This window comes from Geminicoccus roseus DSM 18922, from assembly GCF_000427665.1.
Classification (GTDB): domain Bacteria; phylum Pseudomonadota; class Alphaproteobacteria; order Geminicoccales; family Geminicoccaceae; genus Geminicoccus; species Geminicoccus roseus.
The window spans coordinates 2,012,777-2,029,971 of the sequence record NZ_KE386572.1 but is presented as its reverse complement, the minus strand read 5'-3'; the positions used below and the strand labels follow the sequence as shown (position 1 = coordinate 2,029,971).

Below are 17,195 nucleotides of genomic sequence, written 5' to 3'. Positions count from 1 at the left end.
ATGTCCGCATCCATGCCGGGGGTCCGGGCGCGCGGCGCAGACACCCGGCCGGTCACCATGTTCGGGCCGGACTTCCCGTTCGCCTATGACGACCATGTCGCCCACCCGGCAGGGCTCGGCCGGCTGCCGGCGACGCGGCACGGCACCGAGGTGGCGGTGATCGGCGCCGGGATCTCGGGCATCGTCGCGGCTTATGAGCTGATGAAGCTGGGCCTCAAGCCGGTGGTCTACGAGGCCGACCGGATCGGCGGGCGGCTGCGCTCGGAGACGTTCAAGGGCGGCGACGGCACCATTGCCGAGCTGGGCGCCATGCGCTTCCCGCCCTCCTCCACGACGCTGTTCCACTACATGGACAAGGTCGGGCTGCGCACCCGGCCCTTCCCCAACCCGCTCACCCCCGCCTGCCGCAGCACCGTGATCGAGCTGGGCGGCCAGGCCCACTACGCCCGCCGGCTGGCGGACCTGCCGCCATTGTTCCAGGAGGTGGCCGATGCCTGGAAGGAGATGCTGGAGCAGGAGGCATCGTTCTCCGAGGTGCAGGCCGCCATCCGCGCCCGCGACGTGCCTACGCTGAAAGCGGTCTGGAACCAGCTGGTCCCCGCCCTGGACGAGCAGAGCTTCTACGGCTTCATCGCCCGCTCGAAAGCGTTTGCCCGGCGCTCGTTCCGCCATCGCGAGGTGTTCGGCCAGGTCGGCTTTGGCACCGGCGGCTGGGACACCGACTATCCCAACTCGATGCTGGAGATCCTGCGGGTCGTCTACACCAACGCCGACGAGGACCATCGCTCCGTGCTGGGCGGGGTCGAGCAACTGCCGGTGCGCCTGTGGGAGCAGAAGCTGGACGGACTGGTGCACTGGCCGGACGGCACCTCGCTCAAGGCGCTGCACAACGGCATGCCGATGCCCGGGGTGGCCAGGATCGGGCGGGACGCCGACGGCCGGATCGCGATCACCGACCGCTGGGGCAACCGGCAGTGCTTCGAGGCCGCCGTGGCGACCTGCCAGGTCTGGCTGCTGTCCGCGCGGATCGACTGCGACGAGGCGCTGTTCCCCCATCCCATGTGGATGGCGATGGAGCGCACCCACTACATGCAGGCGTCCAAGACCTTCGTGCTGGTGGACCGGCCGTTCTGGAAGGACGTCGATCCCGCCACCGGGCGCGACCGGATGAGCATGACCCTGTCCGACCGGCTGACCCGCGGCACCTACCTGCTCGACCAGGGCGAGGGCAGGCCAAGCGTGATCTGCCTGTCCTACACCTGGAACGACGACGCCCTGAAATGGCTGTCCCTGCCGGTGGACGAGCGGGTGCGGCTGATGCTGCACAGCCTGGCGCAGATCTACCCTGGCCTGGACATCCGCCGGCACATCATCGGCCACCCGATCACCGTCTCCTGGGAAGCCGACCCGAACTTCATGGGCGCGTTCAAGGCCAACCTGCCCGGCCACTACCGCTACCAGCGCCGCCTGTTCACGCATTTCATGCAGGACGGGCTGCCGCCCGGACAGCGCGGCATCTTCCTGGCCGGCGACGACGTGTCCTGGACAGCGGGATGGGCAGAAGGGGCGGTCACGACGGCTTTGAACGCGGTCTGGGGTGTTGTACGTCATCTCGGCGGATCGAGCCTCCCCGGCAACCCTGGTCCGGGCGATCTGTTCCAGGACCGGGCCCCGGTGGCGCTTCCCGACTGATCGGAGTGACTGGATCGTGACGAGCAACGCGGACCTCCGCGCCCGGCGTGACGCCGCCGTGGCACCCGGGGTCAGCAACCCCACCGGCGTCTATGCCGCAAAGGCGGAGAACGCCTTCGTCTGGGATGTCGAAGGCAGGCGCTACATCGATTTTGCCGGCGGGATCGGCGTGCAGAATGTCGGCCACCGCCACCCCAAGGTGCTGGAGGCGGTCCGCCGGCAGCTGGACGGCTTCACCCACACCGCCTTCCAGGTCCTGCCCTACGAGCTCTACGTGGAGCTGGCCGAGAAGCTGAACGCGCTGGCTCCAGGGCCTGCCCGCAAGAAGACCATCCTGTTCACCACCGGGGCCGAGGCCAACGAGAACGCGGTGAAGATCGCCCGCGCCGCCACCGGCCGGCCGGGCGTGATCGCCTTTTCCGGCGCCTTCCATGGCCGCACCCTCCTGACCCTGGCGCTGACCGGCAAGGTGTCGCCCTACAAGACCGGATTCGGGCCGATGCCGGGCGAGGTCTACCACGCCCCGTTCCCCTCACCCTATCACGGGGTGAGCGAGCGGCAGTCGCTGGACGGGATCGAGGACCTGTTCCGCTACGACATCGGCCCGGACCGGGTCGGCGCCATCATCATCGAGCCGGTGCAGGGCGAAGGCGGCTTCCACGTGGCGCCGTTCGGGTTCCTGCGCGAGTTGCGGGCCTTGTGCGACCGGCACGGCATCCTGCTGATCTCGGACGAGGTGCAGGCCGGGATGGGCCGGACCGGCAGGTATTTCTCGATCGAGCATTCCGGCGTGGTGCCGGACCTGGTGGTCACCTCGAAGAGCCTGGCGGCCGGGCTGCCGCTCTCGGCGGTGATCGGCCGGGCCAAAATCATGGACAAGGTCGGCCAGGGCGGGCTCGGCGGCACCTTTTCCGGCAATCCTTTGGCCTGCGCGGCGGCGCTGGCGGTGCTGGAGGTGATCGAGGAGCAGGGCCTCCTGCAACGCAGCCTGGACCTGGGCGCCCTTCTGACCGAACGGCTAGAGGGGATCGCGCGGCGCAACGACGTCACCTCGATCGGCGAGGTCCGCGGCCTCGGAGCGATGGTGGCCATCGAGCTGGTCGCCGACCGGGCGACCAGGGAGCCGGCCACGGCGCTTGCCCGCAAGGTCGCGACCCTGGCGCGCCGCGACGGCCTGGTGATCCTGACCAGCGGCTATGCCGGCAACGTGCTGCGGGTGCTGGTCCCGCTCACCGCCCCCGACGAGGTGGTCGAGGAAGGCCTGTCGATCCTGGAGCGGGCGCTGATCGAGGCGGAAGCCTGATCGCGTCCTGCCCACGGGCGGTGAGCCGCCGGTGGGCAGGACGGAACGGTCAGCCGCGGCCGATGAACGGCATCTTGGTGGCCATCACCGTGACGAACTGGACGTTCGCGTCCAGCGGCAGGCTCGCCATGTGCACGATCGTGTCGGCGACATGGGCCGCGTCGATCTTGGGCTCCGGCTTGATCGAGCCGTCCGCCTGGGGGACGCCGCCATCCATCTTCTTGGTCATCTCGCTGGCGGCGTTGCCGATGTCGATCTGGCCGCAGGCGATGTTGTACTTGCGCCCGTCCAGCGAGGTGGAGCGGGTGAGCCCGGTGACCGCGTGCTTGGTCGCGGTGTAGGCGATCGAGTTCGGCCGCGGCACGTGCGCCGAGATCGAGCCGTTGTTGATGATCCGCCCACCCTGCGGGTCCTGGTCCTTCATGAGCTTGAAGGCTTCCCGGGTGCACAGGAACGAGCCGGTCAGGTTGGCGTCGACCACTGCCTTCCAGTCGTCGTAGGTCAGCTCCTCCAGGAGCGCGTTGCGGCCGAACGTGCCGGCATTGTTGAACAGGAGGTCGAGGCGGCCGAAGCGCTCCTTGATCTTCGCGAACAGGTTCTGCACCGAGGCGTCGTCGCTGACATCGGTGGCAACGCCCAGCGCCTTGTCGGTACCCAGTTCCTGGACAACCCCGTCCAGCTGCTCCTGCCGCCTGCCGGCCACCACCACCGACCAGCCGGCCTTCGCCAGCGCCAGCGCGGTGGAACGGCCCACCCCGCTGCCGCCGCCGGTGATCAGCGCAATTTTCTCGACTGCCATCAATCTAGCCCCCTCAAGGTCGTTCCGCCTTCATGGAGGCGACCACGCGCTGGGCCAAGGGGTGATCGGCAAGTTCTTCCACCGGAACCTCCAGCCGGCGGCGCCAGTTCGGCCGCTCCATGTCGGTGCCGGGCAGGTTGAGCTGCTCGACCTCGCCCACCAGGTCCTCGGCCTGGGCCAGCACCAGGGAGCAGGGGGTGCGCGCCAGCATGGCATGGGCAGCCGGCGCCAGCGCGGCCTCGTCGGCCGGGTCGATGCCCATCAGCGCCGCGAGGCCCGCCTTTTCCTCCGCACGCTCGGCCAGGGCCTGATCGGAGGGTGCGGTGCCGTGCACCCGGGCGCGCAGCTCGATGTCGTCGGCCTTCCAGAACCCGGCAAGCGTCGCCAGGTCGTGGGTGGAGATGCAGGCGGCGGCGCGCTCCGCCCACTCGCCCGGCGGCTTGAACCGCATGCCGTCCCGCTCGAACCACATCACCTTGGTGGACAGGATGTCGGCATCGGCCAGGCGGTCGCCGAAGCCTTCCGGCACCGTGCCCAGGTCCTCGGCCACCACCATGCAGGAATATTCGTGGCTGGACAGCGCCAGCTCGGCGAACATCGCGTCGACCGGGTTGCGCACATAGGCGCCGTCCAGCGCCGAGGCGCCGGAGGGCACCCAGAACAGGCGCTGCAGGGTCATGGCGTGGTCGATCCGCAAGGCGCCGGCATGGCGCATGTTGGCGCGCAGCAGGTCGCGCCAGCCGGCCAGGCCCTCGGCCATCAGCACCTGCGGGTCGAGCGGCGGTACGCCCCAGATCTGCCCGGTCGGGCTGAACGGGTCGGGCGGCGAGCCGACCGCGACGTTCTGGGCGAACCGGTCCTGCTGCGACCAGAACTCCGCCCCTTCCGGCGCAGCCCCCACCGCAAGGTCGCGGTAGAGCCCCACCGCCATGCCCTCGGCCTGGCCGGCCGCGGCGGCGAGCTGCTGGTCGAGCATCCATTGCAGGTAGGCGAAGAAGCGGACCCGGGCCGGATCGACCCGGTCGCCCACCGTCTCCGGCCGGCGCGCCCATTCCGGCCAGGCGCGCCAGTTGCTGGAGCCGAACTGCTCCTCCAGCGCCTGGAAGGTGGCGAACGCCGTGATCTGGCTGCCGAATTCGGCGATGAACAGGTCGAGGCCGGACTGGTCGCTCAAGGCGGCGTAGGACTGCTCGGCGGCGGCGAGCTTGCCCATCGCGACCTTGGGATAGTCGATGATCCGGCCGCCGCTCTCTGGCAGGTACTGCCGGTCCAGCACGCTGGCGAGATAGCGCTGGTCCAAAAAGCGGCGGTCGGACGGGTAGTACGGGCTGGCCCGGCCGGGATCGCTCAGAAACAGGGCGTGGAACGGGTTCAGCCCGACCACGTCGGCGCCGAGCTTCTTGCAGGCGTCGACGAACAAGGCGAGCGTGCCGAAATCGCCGATGCCCGGATCGTGCTCCTGGCGGCGCAGGGAATAGAGATGGGTGGTCACCCCGAACCGGCGCCCCCCGTCGCGCAGCGCCGGCGGCAGGAAGCAGCGGCCGGGCGAGACGATCAGGTGGGCCGGGCCGTGCTCGCCGCGGACCTGCCAGCGGCCGGCCGGCAGGGCTTCCGGCAGGGTGACCCGCCAGCGGGTGCGCGTCGCTCCGTCCAGCTGGCGCTGCCCGACCTGCTGGCCGTCGGCCGGGCGCAGGGTGATCCGGCGTTCCTGGCCGTCCTCCGACGCCAGGTCGAGTTCCAGAGCGCGCTCGGCGTCCGAGACGGTGACGTCCAGCACGATCGGCCGGTCGGCGCGGCCGCTGGAGAGCTTCGGCAGGGTCGCCTGCCAGGGCGCCTGATCCAGCCGGGTGAAGGAATCGGCGATGTCGCCCGGGCTGTCGGCCGGGATCCGCATCGCGCGCAGCAGCGCCTTCAGGCTGTCCGGCGCCACCTCGTGGCGGGTGCCGGCGATGTCCCACCAGGCGAGGTCGATGCCGGCGAGGTCGGCCAGCCGCTTCAGGGTCTCAGGGTCGTTGCCGTCGCTGGGGGCGGCGCGGTCGGTCAGCACGGTCACGGATCGGGCCTGCAGCTCGGGTTGGATGCCATGCGGCACCGGTGAAGCGCCCGACGCGGACGATAGTTCCAGCCGCCAGCGATGATCGGCGGGCGGCAGGGTCAGGCGGACCGGGGCGTCGTGGGCGTTGACCGCGACATAGACATGATCTGGGTCTTCCAGACCATGGGCGTCCGGCTCGGTGCGCAGCTCCATGCCGATAAAGCGGCGGTCGTGGCGGTACCAGTCGCCATTGTCGAAGGCGCGGCCGTCCTCGCGCCGCCAAGTCACGCTCTGCCCGTTCAGGAAGCGCTCGGGATGCAGGGCGGGATGCGCCTGGCGCAGGCGGACGAGCTGGCCGACCAGATCCACCAGCCCCTCGCCCTCCGGCGGCAGCTCGGTCCAGTTCAGCCAGGTCTGCGGCCCGTCCTGACAGTAGGCGTTGTTGTTGCCGCCCTGGCTGCGGGCGAACTCGTCGCCCATGGTCAGCATCGGGGTGCCGCGCGAGAGGATCAGGGCTGCCATCAGCGCGCGGATGTCGTCCTTGCGCCTGGCCACCACCGCCGGATCGTTGGACGGTCCCTCGACCCCGTTGTTCCAGGAATGGTTGTCGTCGGTCCCGTCGCGACTGTCCTCCAGGTTGGCCTGGTTGTGCTTGCGCTCGTAGGAGACCAGGTCGCGCAGGGTGAAGCCGTCATGGGCGGTGATGAAGTTCAGGCTGGCCCAGGGCCCCCGGCCGTTCCGGCCGAACAGGTCCTGCGAGCCGGCCAGCCGGGTCGCCAGCGGGCCGATCATCTCCGGCTCGCCCTTCCAGAACCGGCGCAGGTCGTCCCGGTAGCGGTCGTTCCATTCGGTGAACCCGTCCGGGAAGTTGCCGGTCTGCCAGCCGCCCGGCCCGATGTCCCAGGGCTCGGCGATCAGCTTCAGGTCGGCCAGGACCGGGTCCTGGCGCAGCGCCATCAGGAAGGCGCCGTCGCCCTGGAAGCCGGCCGCATTCCGCGCCACGGTCGGGGCCAGGTCGAAGCGGAAGCCGTCCACGCCCAGGGACGCCCAGTGGCGCAGCGAATCCATGACCAGGCGCAGCACCGGCGCCCGCTCGACCGCCAGCGTGTTCCCGCAGCCCGAATCGTTCAGGTAGGAGCGGGGGTCGGCCGGGTCCAGGCGGTAGTAGAGGGCGTTGTCCAGGCCGCGCAGGGAAACGGTCGGGCCGAACTCGTCGCCCTCGGCGCTGTGGTTGTAGACCACGTCCAGGATCACCTCGAGCCCGGCCCCGTGCAGGCGCTCGACGGTGGCCGCCAGCTCGTCCTCCCCGCCGTCGACCAGGTAGCGCGGGTCGGGAGCGGAGAAGGCCACCGGGTTGTAGCCCCAGTAGTTGCCGAGGCCGTTCTCCACCAGATGGCGCTCGTCCAGGAAGGCGTGGATCGGCAGGAGCTCCACCGCGGTCACGCCGAGCCTGGTCAGGTGGTCCAGGATCGCCGGCTCGGCCAGGCCGGTCAGCTTGCCGCGCACCCGTTCCGGCAGGGCCGGGTGCAGCCTGGTCAGGCCCTTCACATGGGCCTCGTAGACGATGGTCCGGGTCCAGGCGGTGCGCGGGCGGCTGTCGGCGCAAGGCCGGGACGGCTTGGTCACGATCGCCTTGGGCATGTCCGGCGCGCTGTCCTGCTCGTCGAAGGACAGGTCGGCGTCGTGATGGCCGCGCTGGTAACCGAACATGGAGCGCGCCAAGCGGAACGGCCGGTCCAGCATCCGGGCGAACGGGTCGACCAGCAGCTTGTTCGGGTTGAAGCGGTGGCCGGCCCTCGGCGCGTAGGGCCCATGGACGCGCAGGCCGTAGCGGGTGCCGGGCGCCACGCCCTCGATCCGGCCGAACACGATGCCGTTGGACCGCTCCGGCAGGGCCAGGCGGGCGATCTCCCGCTCGCCCCTGCCGTCGAAGATGCAGAACTCGATCTTCTGCGCGTCGACCGTCGGCAGCGCGACGTTCACGCCATTCCCGTCAAGGGTGACGCCCAGCGGATAGGGACGCCCCGGGAGGACCCGCAGGTCCACTCAGGTGATCACGGTGGGAGCGTCGCGACCGGTGCGCGCCTTGATGGCGGCGATCTGCTCGGCGGTCTCGATCAGGTCGGCCAGCACCTCCTGGGTGTCCAGGTCCAGGCGGGCGGGGTCGGCCTCGAACCGCTCCAGGTAGAGGCGCAGGGTGGCGCCGGCCGTGCCGGTGCCGGACAGGCGCAGCACGATGCGGGAGCCGTCGTCGAACAGGATGCGGATCCCCTGCTTGGCGCTGGTCGAGCCGTCGACCGGGTCCTTGTAGGCGAAGTCGTCGGCGCGGGCGACGCCGCGGCCGTTGATGATCCGCCCGGCAAGCTCGCACAGGCGGCCGCGCAGCTCGTCGACCAGGCTGTTGGCCGCGGCCGCGTCGACCTCCTCGTAGTCGTGGCGGGAGTAGTAATTCCGCCCGTAGGTCGCCCAGTGCTCGGCCATGATCTGCTTCACCGGCTGCTGGCGCACCGCCAGGATGTTCAGCCAGAGCAGGACGGCCCACAGCCCGTCCTTCTCGCGGACATGGTCGGACCCGGTGCCGGCACTCTCCTCGCCGCAGATGGTCGCCATCCCGGCATCCAGCAGGTTGCCGAAGAACTTCCAGCCGGTGGGCGTCTCGTACAGGCCGATCCCCAGCGCCTCGGCGACCCGGTCGGCGGCCCCGCTGGTCGGCATCGAGCGGGCGATGCCCTTCAGCCCGCCGGCATAGCCCTTGGCCAGGTGCGCGTTGGCGGCAAGCGCCGCCAGGCTGTCGGAAGGCGTGACGAAGATGCCCTTGCCGATGATCAGGTTGCGGTCGCCGTCGCCATCCGAGGCGGCGCCGAAGTCCGGGGCGTCCGGCCCCATCATCAGGTCGTGCAGCTCCTTGGCGTGCACCAGGTTCGGGTCGGGATGGTGCCCGCCGAAGTCGGGGGACGGCGTGCCGTTGACCACCGTGCCCGCCGGAGCGCCCAGCGCACCCTCCAGGATGGCGTGGGCATAGGGGCCGGTCACCGCATGCATGGCGTCGAAGCGCATGCGGAAGCCGGCCTGGAACATCTCGCGGATCTTGTCGAAGTCGAACAGGTTGGCCATCAGGCCGAGATAATCCTCGGCCGGATCGATCACGTGGACGGTCAGGCCGTCGACGTCGGTCGTGCCGATCTGGTCCAGGTCGACGTCCGGCGCGTCCGAGATCCGGTACGCGGTGATCGTGGTGCTCTTCGCGAAGATTGCCTCGGTGATCTTCTCCGGCGCCGGGCCGCCATTGTCGGTGTTGTACTTGATGCCGAAATCGCCGTCCGGCCCGCCCGGGTTGTGCGAGGCCGACAGGATGATCCCGCCATAGGCCTTGCGGGCGCGGATCACGCAGGAGGCGGCCGGGGTCGACAGGAGCCCGCCCTGCCCGACCAGCACGGTGCCGAACCCGTTGCCGGCAGCCATCTTGATGATGGTCTGGATCGCCTCACGGTTGAAGTACCGGCCGTCGCCGCCGACGACCAGCATCTTGCCCTGCTTGTCGTCCAGGCTGTCGAAGATCGCCTGGACGAAGTTCTCGACATAGCGCTCCTGCATGAAGACCTGGGTCTTCTTGCGCAGACCGGAAGTGCCGGGCTTCTGGTCCTGGAATGGCTCGGTCTGGATCGTCGCTATCGTCATGCCGCCACTCCGTTCTCCTGCGCCAGCGACCGGAACAGGGAGGCATAGGCTCCGGCCCTGACCTCCCAACCAAGATCGCTGGTCATCCCGTTGCGCTGCATCTTGGCCCACAAGCCAGGCTGCCGGTAGAGGGCGATGGTCCGGTAGATCGCATCCTTGAGGGCATCGGCGGTGACCGGGTGGAACTGCACCCCGGTGGCGACGCCCGCGGCCTGGGCGGCGTCGTTGGCGTCGATCACCGTGTCGGCGAGACCGCCGACACGGCTGACCACCGGGATGCAGCCGTAGCGCAGGGCGTAGAGCTGGGTGAGGCCGCACGGCTCGAAGCGGGACGGAACCAGGATCGCGTCGGAGCCCGCCTCCAGGAGATGGGCGAACTCCTCGTTGTAGCCGAACACGCAGGCGACCCGGCCGGGATACTGCTCGGTCAGGCGTTGATAGCTGCCTTCCAGCTGGACATCGCCCGCCCCCAGCACGGCAAGCTGGCCGCCGGCCTCCAGGAGATGGGGAGCGGCCTGCAGGATCAGGTCGACGCCCTTCTGCCAGGTCAGCCGGGTGATCACGCAGAACAGCGGCGAGTCGTCCTGGTCCAGCCCGAGCCGGCTGCACAGGGCGGTCTTGTTCTCGGCCCGGTCGGCCAGGCTGCCGACCGCGTAGTTCTTCGCCAGCAGCGGATCGGTGGCCGGGTTCCAAACATCCATGTCGATGCCGTTGACGATCCCGCTCAGCCGCGCGGCACGCGCGTTCAGCAGGCCGTCCAGGCCCATGCCGCCCTCGGCGGTCCGGATCTCCCGGGCATAGCTCGGGCTGACGGTGGTGATCCGGTCCGCATAGTTCAGCCCGGCCTTGAGGAAGCCGATCTGCCCGTAATACTCGACCCCCTCCGGCACGAACGCGCTGGCCGGCAGGTGCAGGTCGTCCAGGAGGCGCGCCGGGTACTGGCCCTGGAAGGCCAGGTTGTGCACGGTCATCACCGTGGCCGGCCGGCGGCCGCCGAACAGCGCCAGATAGGCGGGCACCAGCCCGGCCTGCCAGTCATGGGCATGCACGATGTCCGGCTGGAAGCCCGGCAGGAGCCCCCTGCCCAGCCTGGCCGCCACGATCGAGAGGGCGGCGAAGCGCTGGGCGTTGTCCGGCCAGTCCAGGCCGGCCGCGTCCAGGTAGGGCCCGCCCGGCCGGTCGAACAGATGCGGCGCGTCGACCAGGAGCAGGTCGGCGCCGTCGGCGTTCTTCGCCGCCAGCAGCCGGCCGTCGGCCCCGAACAGGTCCGGAAGCTGCAGGACCGGCTCGACCTGGCCGGCCCTGGCCAGCACCTGCCGATAGGCCGGCAGCAGGGTGCGGACCCGGACGCCGTGCGGCGCCAGGGCATTCGGCAGCGCCCCCACCACGTCGGCGAGGCCGCCCGTCTTGATCAAGGGGAAGCATTCGGAGGCGACCGACAGGGCCTGCAGGCTCATCAGACGGCCAGCCGGTCGATCATGGGCTGGGTGATCAGGCAGATGCCGCGGCTGGTCCGGCGGAAGCGCTGGGCATCCAGTTCCGGATCCTCGCCGACCACGAGCCCGTCCGGGATCACCACGCTGCTGTCGACCACCACGTTGCGCAGGCGGGTGCCCCGGCCGATCTGGGCGCGCGGCAGCACCACCGCGCCGTCGAGCAGGCCGTAGGAGTGGACATGGACGCCGGTGGACAGGAGCGAGCGCCGGATCCGCGAGCCGGACACGATGCAGCCGCCAGCGACCAGCGAGCTGACCGCCTCGCCCCGGCGCCCGTCCACGTCGTGGACGAACTTGGCCGGCGGGGTGAGCTCGGAATAGGTCCAGATCGGCCAGTCCTGGTCGAACAGGTCCAGCTCCGGGACGATGTCGGTCAGGTCGATGCTGGCTTCCCAGTAGGCATCGATCGTGCCGACATCGCGCCAGTACGCCATGCTCTCCGCCTTGGAGCGGACGCAGGACTGGGTGAAGCGGTGCGCCACCGCCTTGCCGTGCTCGACGATGTAGGGGATCAGGTCCTTGCCGAAGTCCCGGGCGGAACCGGGGGTCTCCGCGTCGCGGCGGAGCTGGTCGAACAGGAAGTCGGTCTTGAAGACGTAGATCCCCATGCTGGCCAGCGCCACGTCCGGGCTGCCTGGAATGCTGGGCGGATCGGCCGGCTTCTCCAGGAAGTCGACGATACGGGATTCCTCGTCGACATGCATCACCCCGAACGCGGTCGCCTCCATGCGCGGGACCTCCAGGCAGCCGACGGTCACGTCGGCGCCGGTATCCACATGCTGCTGGAGCATCAGGCCGTAATCCATCTTGTACACATGGTCGCCGGCCAGGATGACCATGTACTCCGGGGCATAGTCCTGGATGATGTCGATGTTCTGGAAGACCGCATCGGCGGTCCCCTCATACCACTGGGTCTCCGAGACCCGCTGGCTGGCGGGCAGGATGTCGAAGCCCTCGTTGCGCTCGTGGCGCAGGAAGTTCCAGCCGCGCTGGAGGTGGCGGATCAGGCTGTGCGCCTTGTACTGGGTCGCCACCGCGATCCGCCGGATCCCGGAATTGAGCGCGTTGCTGAGCGCGAAGTCGATGATCCGGGTCTTGCCGCCGAAGAACACCGCGGGCTTGGCACGCCGGTCGGTGAGTTCATGAAGTCGCGAGCCACGTCCGCCGGCCAGGACATAGGCCATGGCATTGCGCGCCAGTGCGGTGGTGGGTGTTTTTGCTTCGACCATGCGCCGTTCCCTTCCCCGATATGCCCAGCCGCATCGCTCACGACTCCTGCACGCCCTCCGCCACGAAGAAAAGGGTGGAAAGCGGCGGCAGCGTGACCTGGGCCGAGCAGGGGCGGCCGTGCCAGGAGGTCGGCTCGCTGTCGATCCCGCCGGCATTGCCCATCCCGCTTCCCCGGTAGCAAGCGGCGTCGGTGTTCAGAACTTCCCTCCAGCGCCCCGGTTGCGGCAGGCCGATCCGATAATTCACGTGCGGATTAGGGGTGAAATTGCAGACCACCATGACCGGCGGGTGATCCGCGTCGCCCAGGCGCAGGAACGCGTAGACCGAATGCTCGGAATCGCTGGCGTCGATCCACTGGAAGCCCTCGCCATGGCAGTCGTGCCGATGGAGCGACGGCGTCTCCCGGTAGAGATGGTTCAGGTCGCGCACCAGGTCCTGGACGCCCTTGTGCAAGTCGATGTCGAGCTGGTGCCAGTCCAGGCTGCGCGCCTCGCTCCACTCGGCGCCCTGGGCGAACTCCTGGCCCATGAACAGCAGCTTCTTGCCGGGATGGCCCCACATGAAGCCGAAATAGGCCCGCAGGTTGGCGAACTTCTGCCACGTGTCGCCCGGCATCCGGGTGAGCAGCGAGCCCTTGCCGTGCACCACCTCGTCATGGCTGATCGGCAGGATGAAGTTCTCGGAAAACGCGTAGAGCAGGCCGAACGTCATCTGGTGGTGGTGCCAGCGACGATGGACCGGGTCCTTGCTGATGTAATCCAGGGTGTCGTTCATCCACCCCATGTTCCACTTGAACCCGAAGCCCAGCCCCCCCGTCCAGGTCGGCTTCGACACGCCGGGCCAGGAGGTTGATTCCTCGGCCACCGTCATCACGCCCGGGTTCTCGCCATAGGCCAGCTCGTTCATCCGGCGCATGAAGTCGACGGCTTCCAGGTTCTCGTTGCCGCCGTACTTGTTGGGCACCCACTCGTCATGCTTGCGCGAGTAGTCCAGGTACAGCATCGAGGCCACCGCATCCACGCGCAGCCCGTCCAGGTGGTAGTTGTCCAGCCAGAACAGGGCGTTGGCGTGCAGGTAGTTGATCACCTCGGCCCGGCCGAAATTGTAGATCAGGGTGTTCCAGTCCTGGTGGAAGCCCTGGCGCGGGTCGGCATGCTCGTAGAGGGCGGTGCCGTCGAAACGGCCAAGGCCGTGGGCGTCGGTCGGGAAGTGACCGGGCACCCAGTCCAGGATCAGCCCGAGGCCTGCCTGGTGGCAGCGGTCGACGAAGCGGGCGAACTCGGCCGGGCTGCCGAACCGGCTGGTCGGCGCGAACAGGCCGAGCGGCTGGTAGCCCCAGGAGCCGTCGAACGGGTGCTCGGTGATCGGCAGGAGCTCCAGATGGGTGAAGCCCATCTCGATGGCGTAGGGGATCAGCCGGTCGCCTAGTTCCTCGTAGGTCAGGAAGCGGTTGTCCTCGCCGCGCGCCCAGGATCCTAAGTGCACCTCGTAGACCGAGATCGGCGCCTGGACGTTGTGCAGGGCCGCCCGCCGGGTCATCCAGTCCGCATCCGCCCAGGCGAACGCGTCGACCTTGCTGACCCGCGAGGCGGTGCCCGGCCGGTATTCCGCGCCGAATCCCACTGGGTCGGCCTTGAGCGGCAGCAGGTTGCCGTCGGGGCCGCGGATCTCGTACTTGTACAGGGCTCCTTCGCCCACGCCCGGCACGAACAGCTCGAACACCCCCGCCCCCAGCCGGCGGCGCATCGGGTGGCGGCGGCCGTCCCAGTCGTTGAACTCGCCGACCACGGCGATCCGGTCGGCATTGGGCGCCCAGACCGCGAAATGGACGCCCCTGACGCCTTCATGCTCGATCAGGTGGGCGCCCAGCTTCTCCCACAGGCGGCGATGGGTGCCCTCGCCCAGCAGATAGTCGTCGAGCGGACCCAGCACCGGCCCGAACCGGTAGGGGTCCTCGGTCTCCCACACCACCCCCTCGAAGCTGGTGGCGCGCAGCCGGTAGGCGAGCCAGGCCGGGCGGTCCGCCAGGACCCCCTCGAAGAAGCCGGCCGGATGGCGGCGCTCCAGCGCCCCGATCGCCTCGCCCGTGGCGGTCTCGACCACCTCGACGCTCATCGCGCCGGGCAGAAAGGCGCGGATCACGATCCCGCCCTCGACTTCGTGCGGTCCCAGCACGGCGAACGGGTCGCCGTGACGGGCCTCCACCACGGCGTCCATGGCCGACTGGAGGATCAGGAAGTCGGGGGCGGGCTTCATGATCGGTCACCTCATTGTGGGTTCATGGGCGCATGCCAGATGTTCTCCGCGTACTCGCGGATCGCACGGTCCGAGGAGAACCAGCCGGCATTGGCGGTGTTGCGCAGCGACATCCGCCGCCAGTGCGCCTGCTTGCGATGGAGGGCCGCCGCCTCCTGCTGGGTCTTCGCGTAGTCAGCGAAGTCGGCAGCGACCATGAAGTAGTCGTGGTTGTAGAGATCATCGACGATCGGCGCATAGCGCCCCGGGTCGTCGGGGGAGAACACGCCGCTGCGGACCGCCTCCAGCACCTGGCTGAGATTGGGATCCGCCTCGATCACGGCGCGCGGATGATAGCCGTTGCTCCAGCGCTCGCGGACCTCGTCGGCGGTCAGGCCGAAGATCAGGATGTTGTCGCGGCCGACATGCTGGCTGATCTCGACATTGGCGCCGTCCAGCGTGCCGATGGTGACGGCGCCGTTGGCCTGGAACTTCATGTTGCCGGTGCCCGACGCCTCCATCCCGGCGGTGGAGATCTGCTCGGACAGGTCGGCGGCCGGCACCAGCATCTCGGCCAGGGTGACGTTGTAGTTCGGCAGGAACACCACGCGGAGCTTGTCGCGCACGCTCGGGTCGCGGTTGATCACGCGGGCGACGTCGTTGATCAGCTTGATGATCAGCTTGGCCCGGTGATAGCTCGCCGCCGACTTGCCGGCGAAGATCTTCACGCGGGGGGTCCAGTCTCGCTGGGGTTCCGCGCGCATCGCCTCGTACAGGTGGATGGTTTCCAGGATGTTCAGGAGCTGCCGCTTGTACTCGTGGATCCGCTTGATCTGGATGTCGAACATCGCGTCCGGATCGATCCGGATGCCGGTCCGCTGAGCTACAAACGTGGCGAGCCGGTCCTTGGCTCCCTGCTTGACCCTCGAAAAACGTTCCAGGAACAGCTGGTCCTCGGTGAACTTCTCCAGCTCCTTGAGCCGGCTGCCGTCCTGGATCCAGGCCGGGCCGATCGAATCGGTGATCAGCCGGGCCAGGTCGGGATTGCACTCCACCATCCAGCGCCGCATCGTGATGCCGTTGGTGACGTGGGTGATCCGGTCCGGGAAGATCCGGTTCAGGTCCTTGAACACGGTCTCCTTCATCAGCTCGCCGTGCAGGCCGGACACGCCGTTGACCTTCTTCGAGCCGATAAAGGCGAGATGGCCCATCCGCACGCGCCGGCCATGGGTCTCGTCGATCAGGGAGACCGAGCGGATCAGGTCGTCGTCGGCATCCGGGCGCTTGCGCACCGCCGCCAGGTGGAGGGCGTTGATCTCGAACACCAGCTGCATGTGCCGGGGCAGCATCCGCTCGAACAGCGGAACCGGCCAGGTCTCCAGCGCCTCGGGCAGCAGGGTGTGGTTGGTGTAGCCGAGCGTCCCCCGGGTAATCTCGAAGGCCTCGTCCAGCACCATGCCGTGCTGGTCGACCAGGATCCGCACCAGTTCCAGGACCGAGAGGGCCGGGTGGGTGTCGTTCAGCTGGATCGAGGCCGCCTCGGGCAGCGAGGTCAGGTCGTCGTACTGGGTCAGGTGCCGGCGGATCAGGTCCTGCAGCGAGGCCGAGGTGAAGAAGAACTCCTGGCGCAGGCGCAGCTCATGGCCTTCTGGGGTGGAATCGTCGGGGTAGAGCACCCGGGAGATCGCGGTGGCGCGGACCTGCTCGGCGAACGCGTCGACATGCTGGCCGCGGTTGAACGCGTCCAGGCGGATCGGCGTGATCGGCCGGGCCGCCCACAGGCGCAGCGTGTTGACGGTCTTGCCCTGCCAGCCGACCACCGGGGTATCATAGGCCTGGGCCAGCACCCGCTCGGACGGCTGCCAGCTGTAGGAGACCGTGCCGTCGGCATTGTCCTCGACCTCGACATGGCCGCCAAAGCCGATCTCGTAGGAGACTTCCGGGCGCTCGAACTCCCAGGGATTTCCGAACGCCAGCCAGTCCTCGGGCAGTTCGACCTGCCAGCCGTCGCGGATCACCTGGCGGAACAGGCCGAAATCGTAGCGGATACCGTAGCCGTAGCCAGGCACGCCCACGGTCGCCATGCTCTCCATGAAGCAGGCGGCCAGGCGGCCCAGGCCGCCATTGCCCAGCGCCGCGTCCGGCTCCAGCGCCTTGACCGCCTCGAAGTCGATCCCGTGCGCGGCCAGCGCCGCCTTCACCTCGTCGAGCACGCCCAGATTGCTGGCGGTGTCGGTGAGGAGCCGGCCGATCAGGAACTCCAGCGACAGGTAGTAGACCCGCTTCTTGCGCTGCCGGTAGGTCTGGTCGGTGGAATGGAACCACTGGTCGACCAGCAGGTCGCGCAGCGCCAGCGCGGTGGCCGCGTACCAGTCATGCAGCCGCGCGAACTCCGGGTTCTTGCCGACGCTGTAGCGAAGCGCCGTCACGATCGCTTCCTTCAGGTCCGTTGGCGTGCGTTTCGCGGCGGCATATCGGGGCTCGATCCTGCCGGCGGGCGACGAGGGGTGGGAACGGGTATCGATGTCCATCACGACGCAGGTCCTTCGGCGCGCCCTGGTCGCCTCGGTCGTTCCAGCAGGGGGCGCGCTGTTTGCGGAGGGGCATCGGCATGCGGCGGCTCGCGCCCGATGTCCCCGGTCTTGGATCGGCAAAGCCGCCGACGTACAATCCGGCGGGTTGCTCCGCCTTGGCAAGCGCTAGGGCGTCCGCACAGGCTTGGCTTGC

The 17,195-nt window shown here is 69.1% G+C and carries 9 protein-coding genes; 2 read left to right on the top strand and 7 right to left on the bottom strand.

The annotated features are described in order from the left end of the window. The gene (locus GEMRO_RS0110595) at window positions 1–1,692 is read left to right on the top strand and encodes a flavin monoamine oxidase family protein (RefSeq protein ID WP_027133956.1); all 1,692 of its coding nucleotides are present in this window, start codon (window positions 1–3) and stop codon (window positions 1,690–1,692) included. A gap of 16 nt (window positions 1,693–1,708) precedes the next feature. After that, window positions 1,709–2,995, top strand: a complete 1,287-nt coding sequence (gene gabT / locus GEMRO_RS0110590) for a 4-aminobutyrate--2-oxoglutarate transaminase (RefSeq protein WP_027133955.1) — start codon at window positions 1,709–1,711, stop codon at window positions 2,993–2,995. A 49-nt stretch (window positions 2,996–3,044) separates the two neighbouring features. Here the strand turns inward: gabT and GEMRO_RS0110585 are convergent, their stop codons facing one another. The 7 genes from GEMRO_RS0110585 to GEMRO_RS0110555 are packed head-to-tail and all read right to left on the bottom strand — an operon-like array spanning window position 3,045 to window position 16,999. Continuing rightward, window positions 3,045–3,794, bottom strand: coding sequence for an SDR family oxidoreductase (locus GEMRO_RS0110585; RefSeq protein ID WP_035485119.1), 750 nt, complete (start codon window positions 3,792–3,794; stop codon window positions 3,045–3,047). A gap of 13 nt (window positions 3,795–3,807) precedes the next feature. Further along, window positions 3,808–7,875: a glycogen debranching protein GlgX gene (gene glgX, locus GEMRO_RS33425; protein WP_035485116.1), complete on the bottom strand. Its 4,068-nt coding sequence runs from the start codon at window positions 7,873–7,875 to the stop codon at window positions 3,808–3,810. Continuing rightward, complete coding sequence (locus GEMRO_RS0110575) at window positions 7,876–9,507, bottom strand: alpha-D-glucose phosphate-specific phosphoglucomutase (protein ID WP_027133952.1); 1,632 nt, start codon at window positions 9,505–9,507, stop codon at window positions 7,876–7,878. After that, window positions 9,504–10,964 carry a glycogen synthase GlgA gene (gene glgA, locus GEMRO_RS0110570; protein WP_322100040.1) on the bottom strand — a complete coding sequence of 487 codons (1,461 nt, stop codon included), beginning with the start codon at window positions 10,962–10,964 and terminating at the stop codon, window positions 9,504–9,506. Before glgA ends, GEMRO_RS0110575 begins: the two co-directional genes overlap by 4 nt. Further along, window positions 10,964–12,232, bottom strand: a complete 1,269-nt coding sequence (gene glgC / locus GEMRO_RS0110565) for a glucose-1-phosphate adenylyltransferase (protein WP_027133950.1) — start codon at window positions 12,230–12,232, stop codon at window positions 10,964–10,966. Before glgC ends, glgA begins: the two co-directional genes overlap by 1 nt. Window positions 12,233–12,269: 37 nt before the next feature. Next, the gene (gene glgB / locus GEMRO_RS0110560; protein ID WP_027133949.1) at window positions 12,270–14,489 is read right to left on the bottom strand and encodes a 1,4-alpha-glucan branching protein GlgB; all 2,220 of its coding nucleotides are present in this window, start codon (window positions 14,487–14,489) and stop codon (window positions 12,270–12,272) included. A gap of 11 nt (window positions 14,490–14,500) precedes the next feature. After that, window positions 14,501–16,999 (bottom strand): glycogen/starch/alpha-glucan phosphorylase, encoded by a 2,499-nt coding sequence (locus tag GEMRO_RS0110555; RefSeq protein ID WP_027133948.1) that lies wholly within the window; start codon window positions 16,997–16,999, stop codon window positions 14,501–14,503. Window positions 17,000–17,195 lie beyond the last annotated feature (196 nt).

Bases quoted from the DNA above. Each gene is read 5' to 3' on its own strand.
- GEMRO_RS0110575 (WP_027133952.1), bottom strand. From the start codon at position 9,507: ATGACGATAGCGACGATCCAGACCGAGCCATTCCAGGACCAGAAGCCC.
- GEMRO_RS0110595 (WP_027133956.1), top strand. From the start codon at position 1: ATGTCCGCATCCATGCCGGGGGTCCGGGCGCGCGGCGCAGACACCCGG.
- glgC (WP_027133950.1), bottom strand. From the start codon at position 12,232: ATGGTCGAAGCAAAAACACCCACCACCGCACTGGCGCGCAATGCCATG.
- GEMRO_RS0110555 (WP_027133948.1), bottom strand. From the start codon at position 16,999: ATGGACATCGATACCCGTTCCCACCCCTCGTCGCCCGCCGGCAGGATC.
- glgB (WP_027133949.1), bottom strand. From the start codon at position 14,489: ATGAAGCCCGCCCCCGACTTCCTGATCCTCCAGTCGGCCATGGACGCC.
- glgA (WP_322100040.1), bottom strand. From the start codon at position 10,964: ATGAGCCTGCAGGCCCTGTCGGTCGCCTCCGAATGCTTCCCCTTGATC.
- GEMRO_RS0110585 (WP_035485119.1), bottom strand. From the start codon at position 3,794: ATGGCAGTCGAGAAAATTGCGCTGATCACCGGCGGCGGCAGCGGGGTG.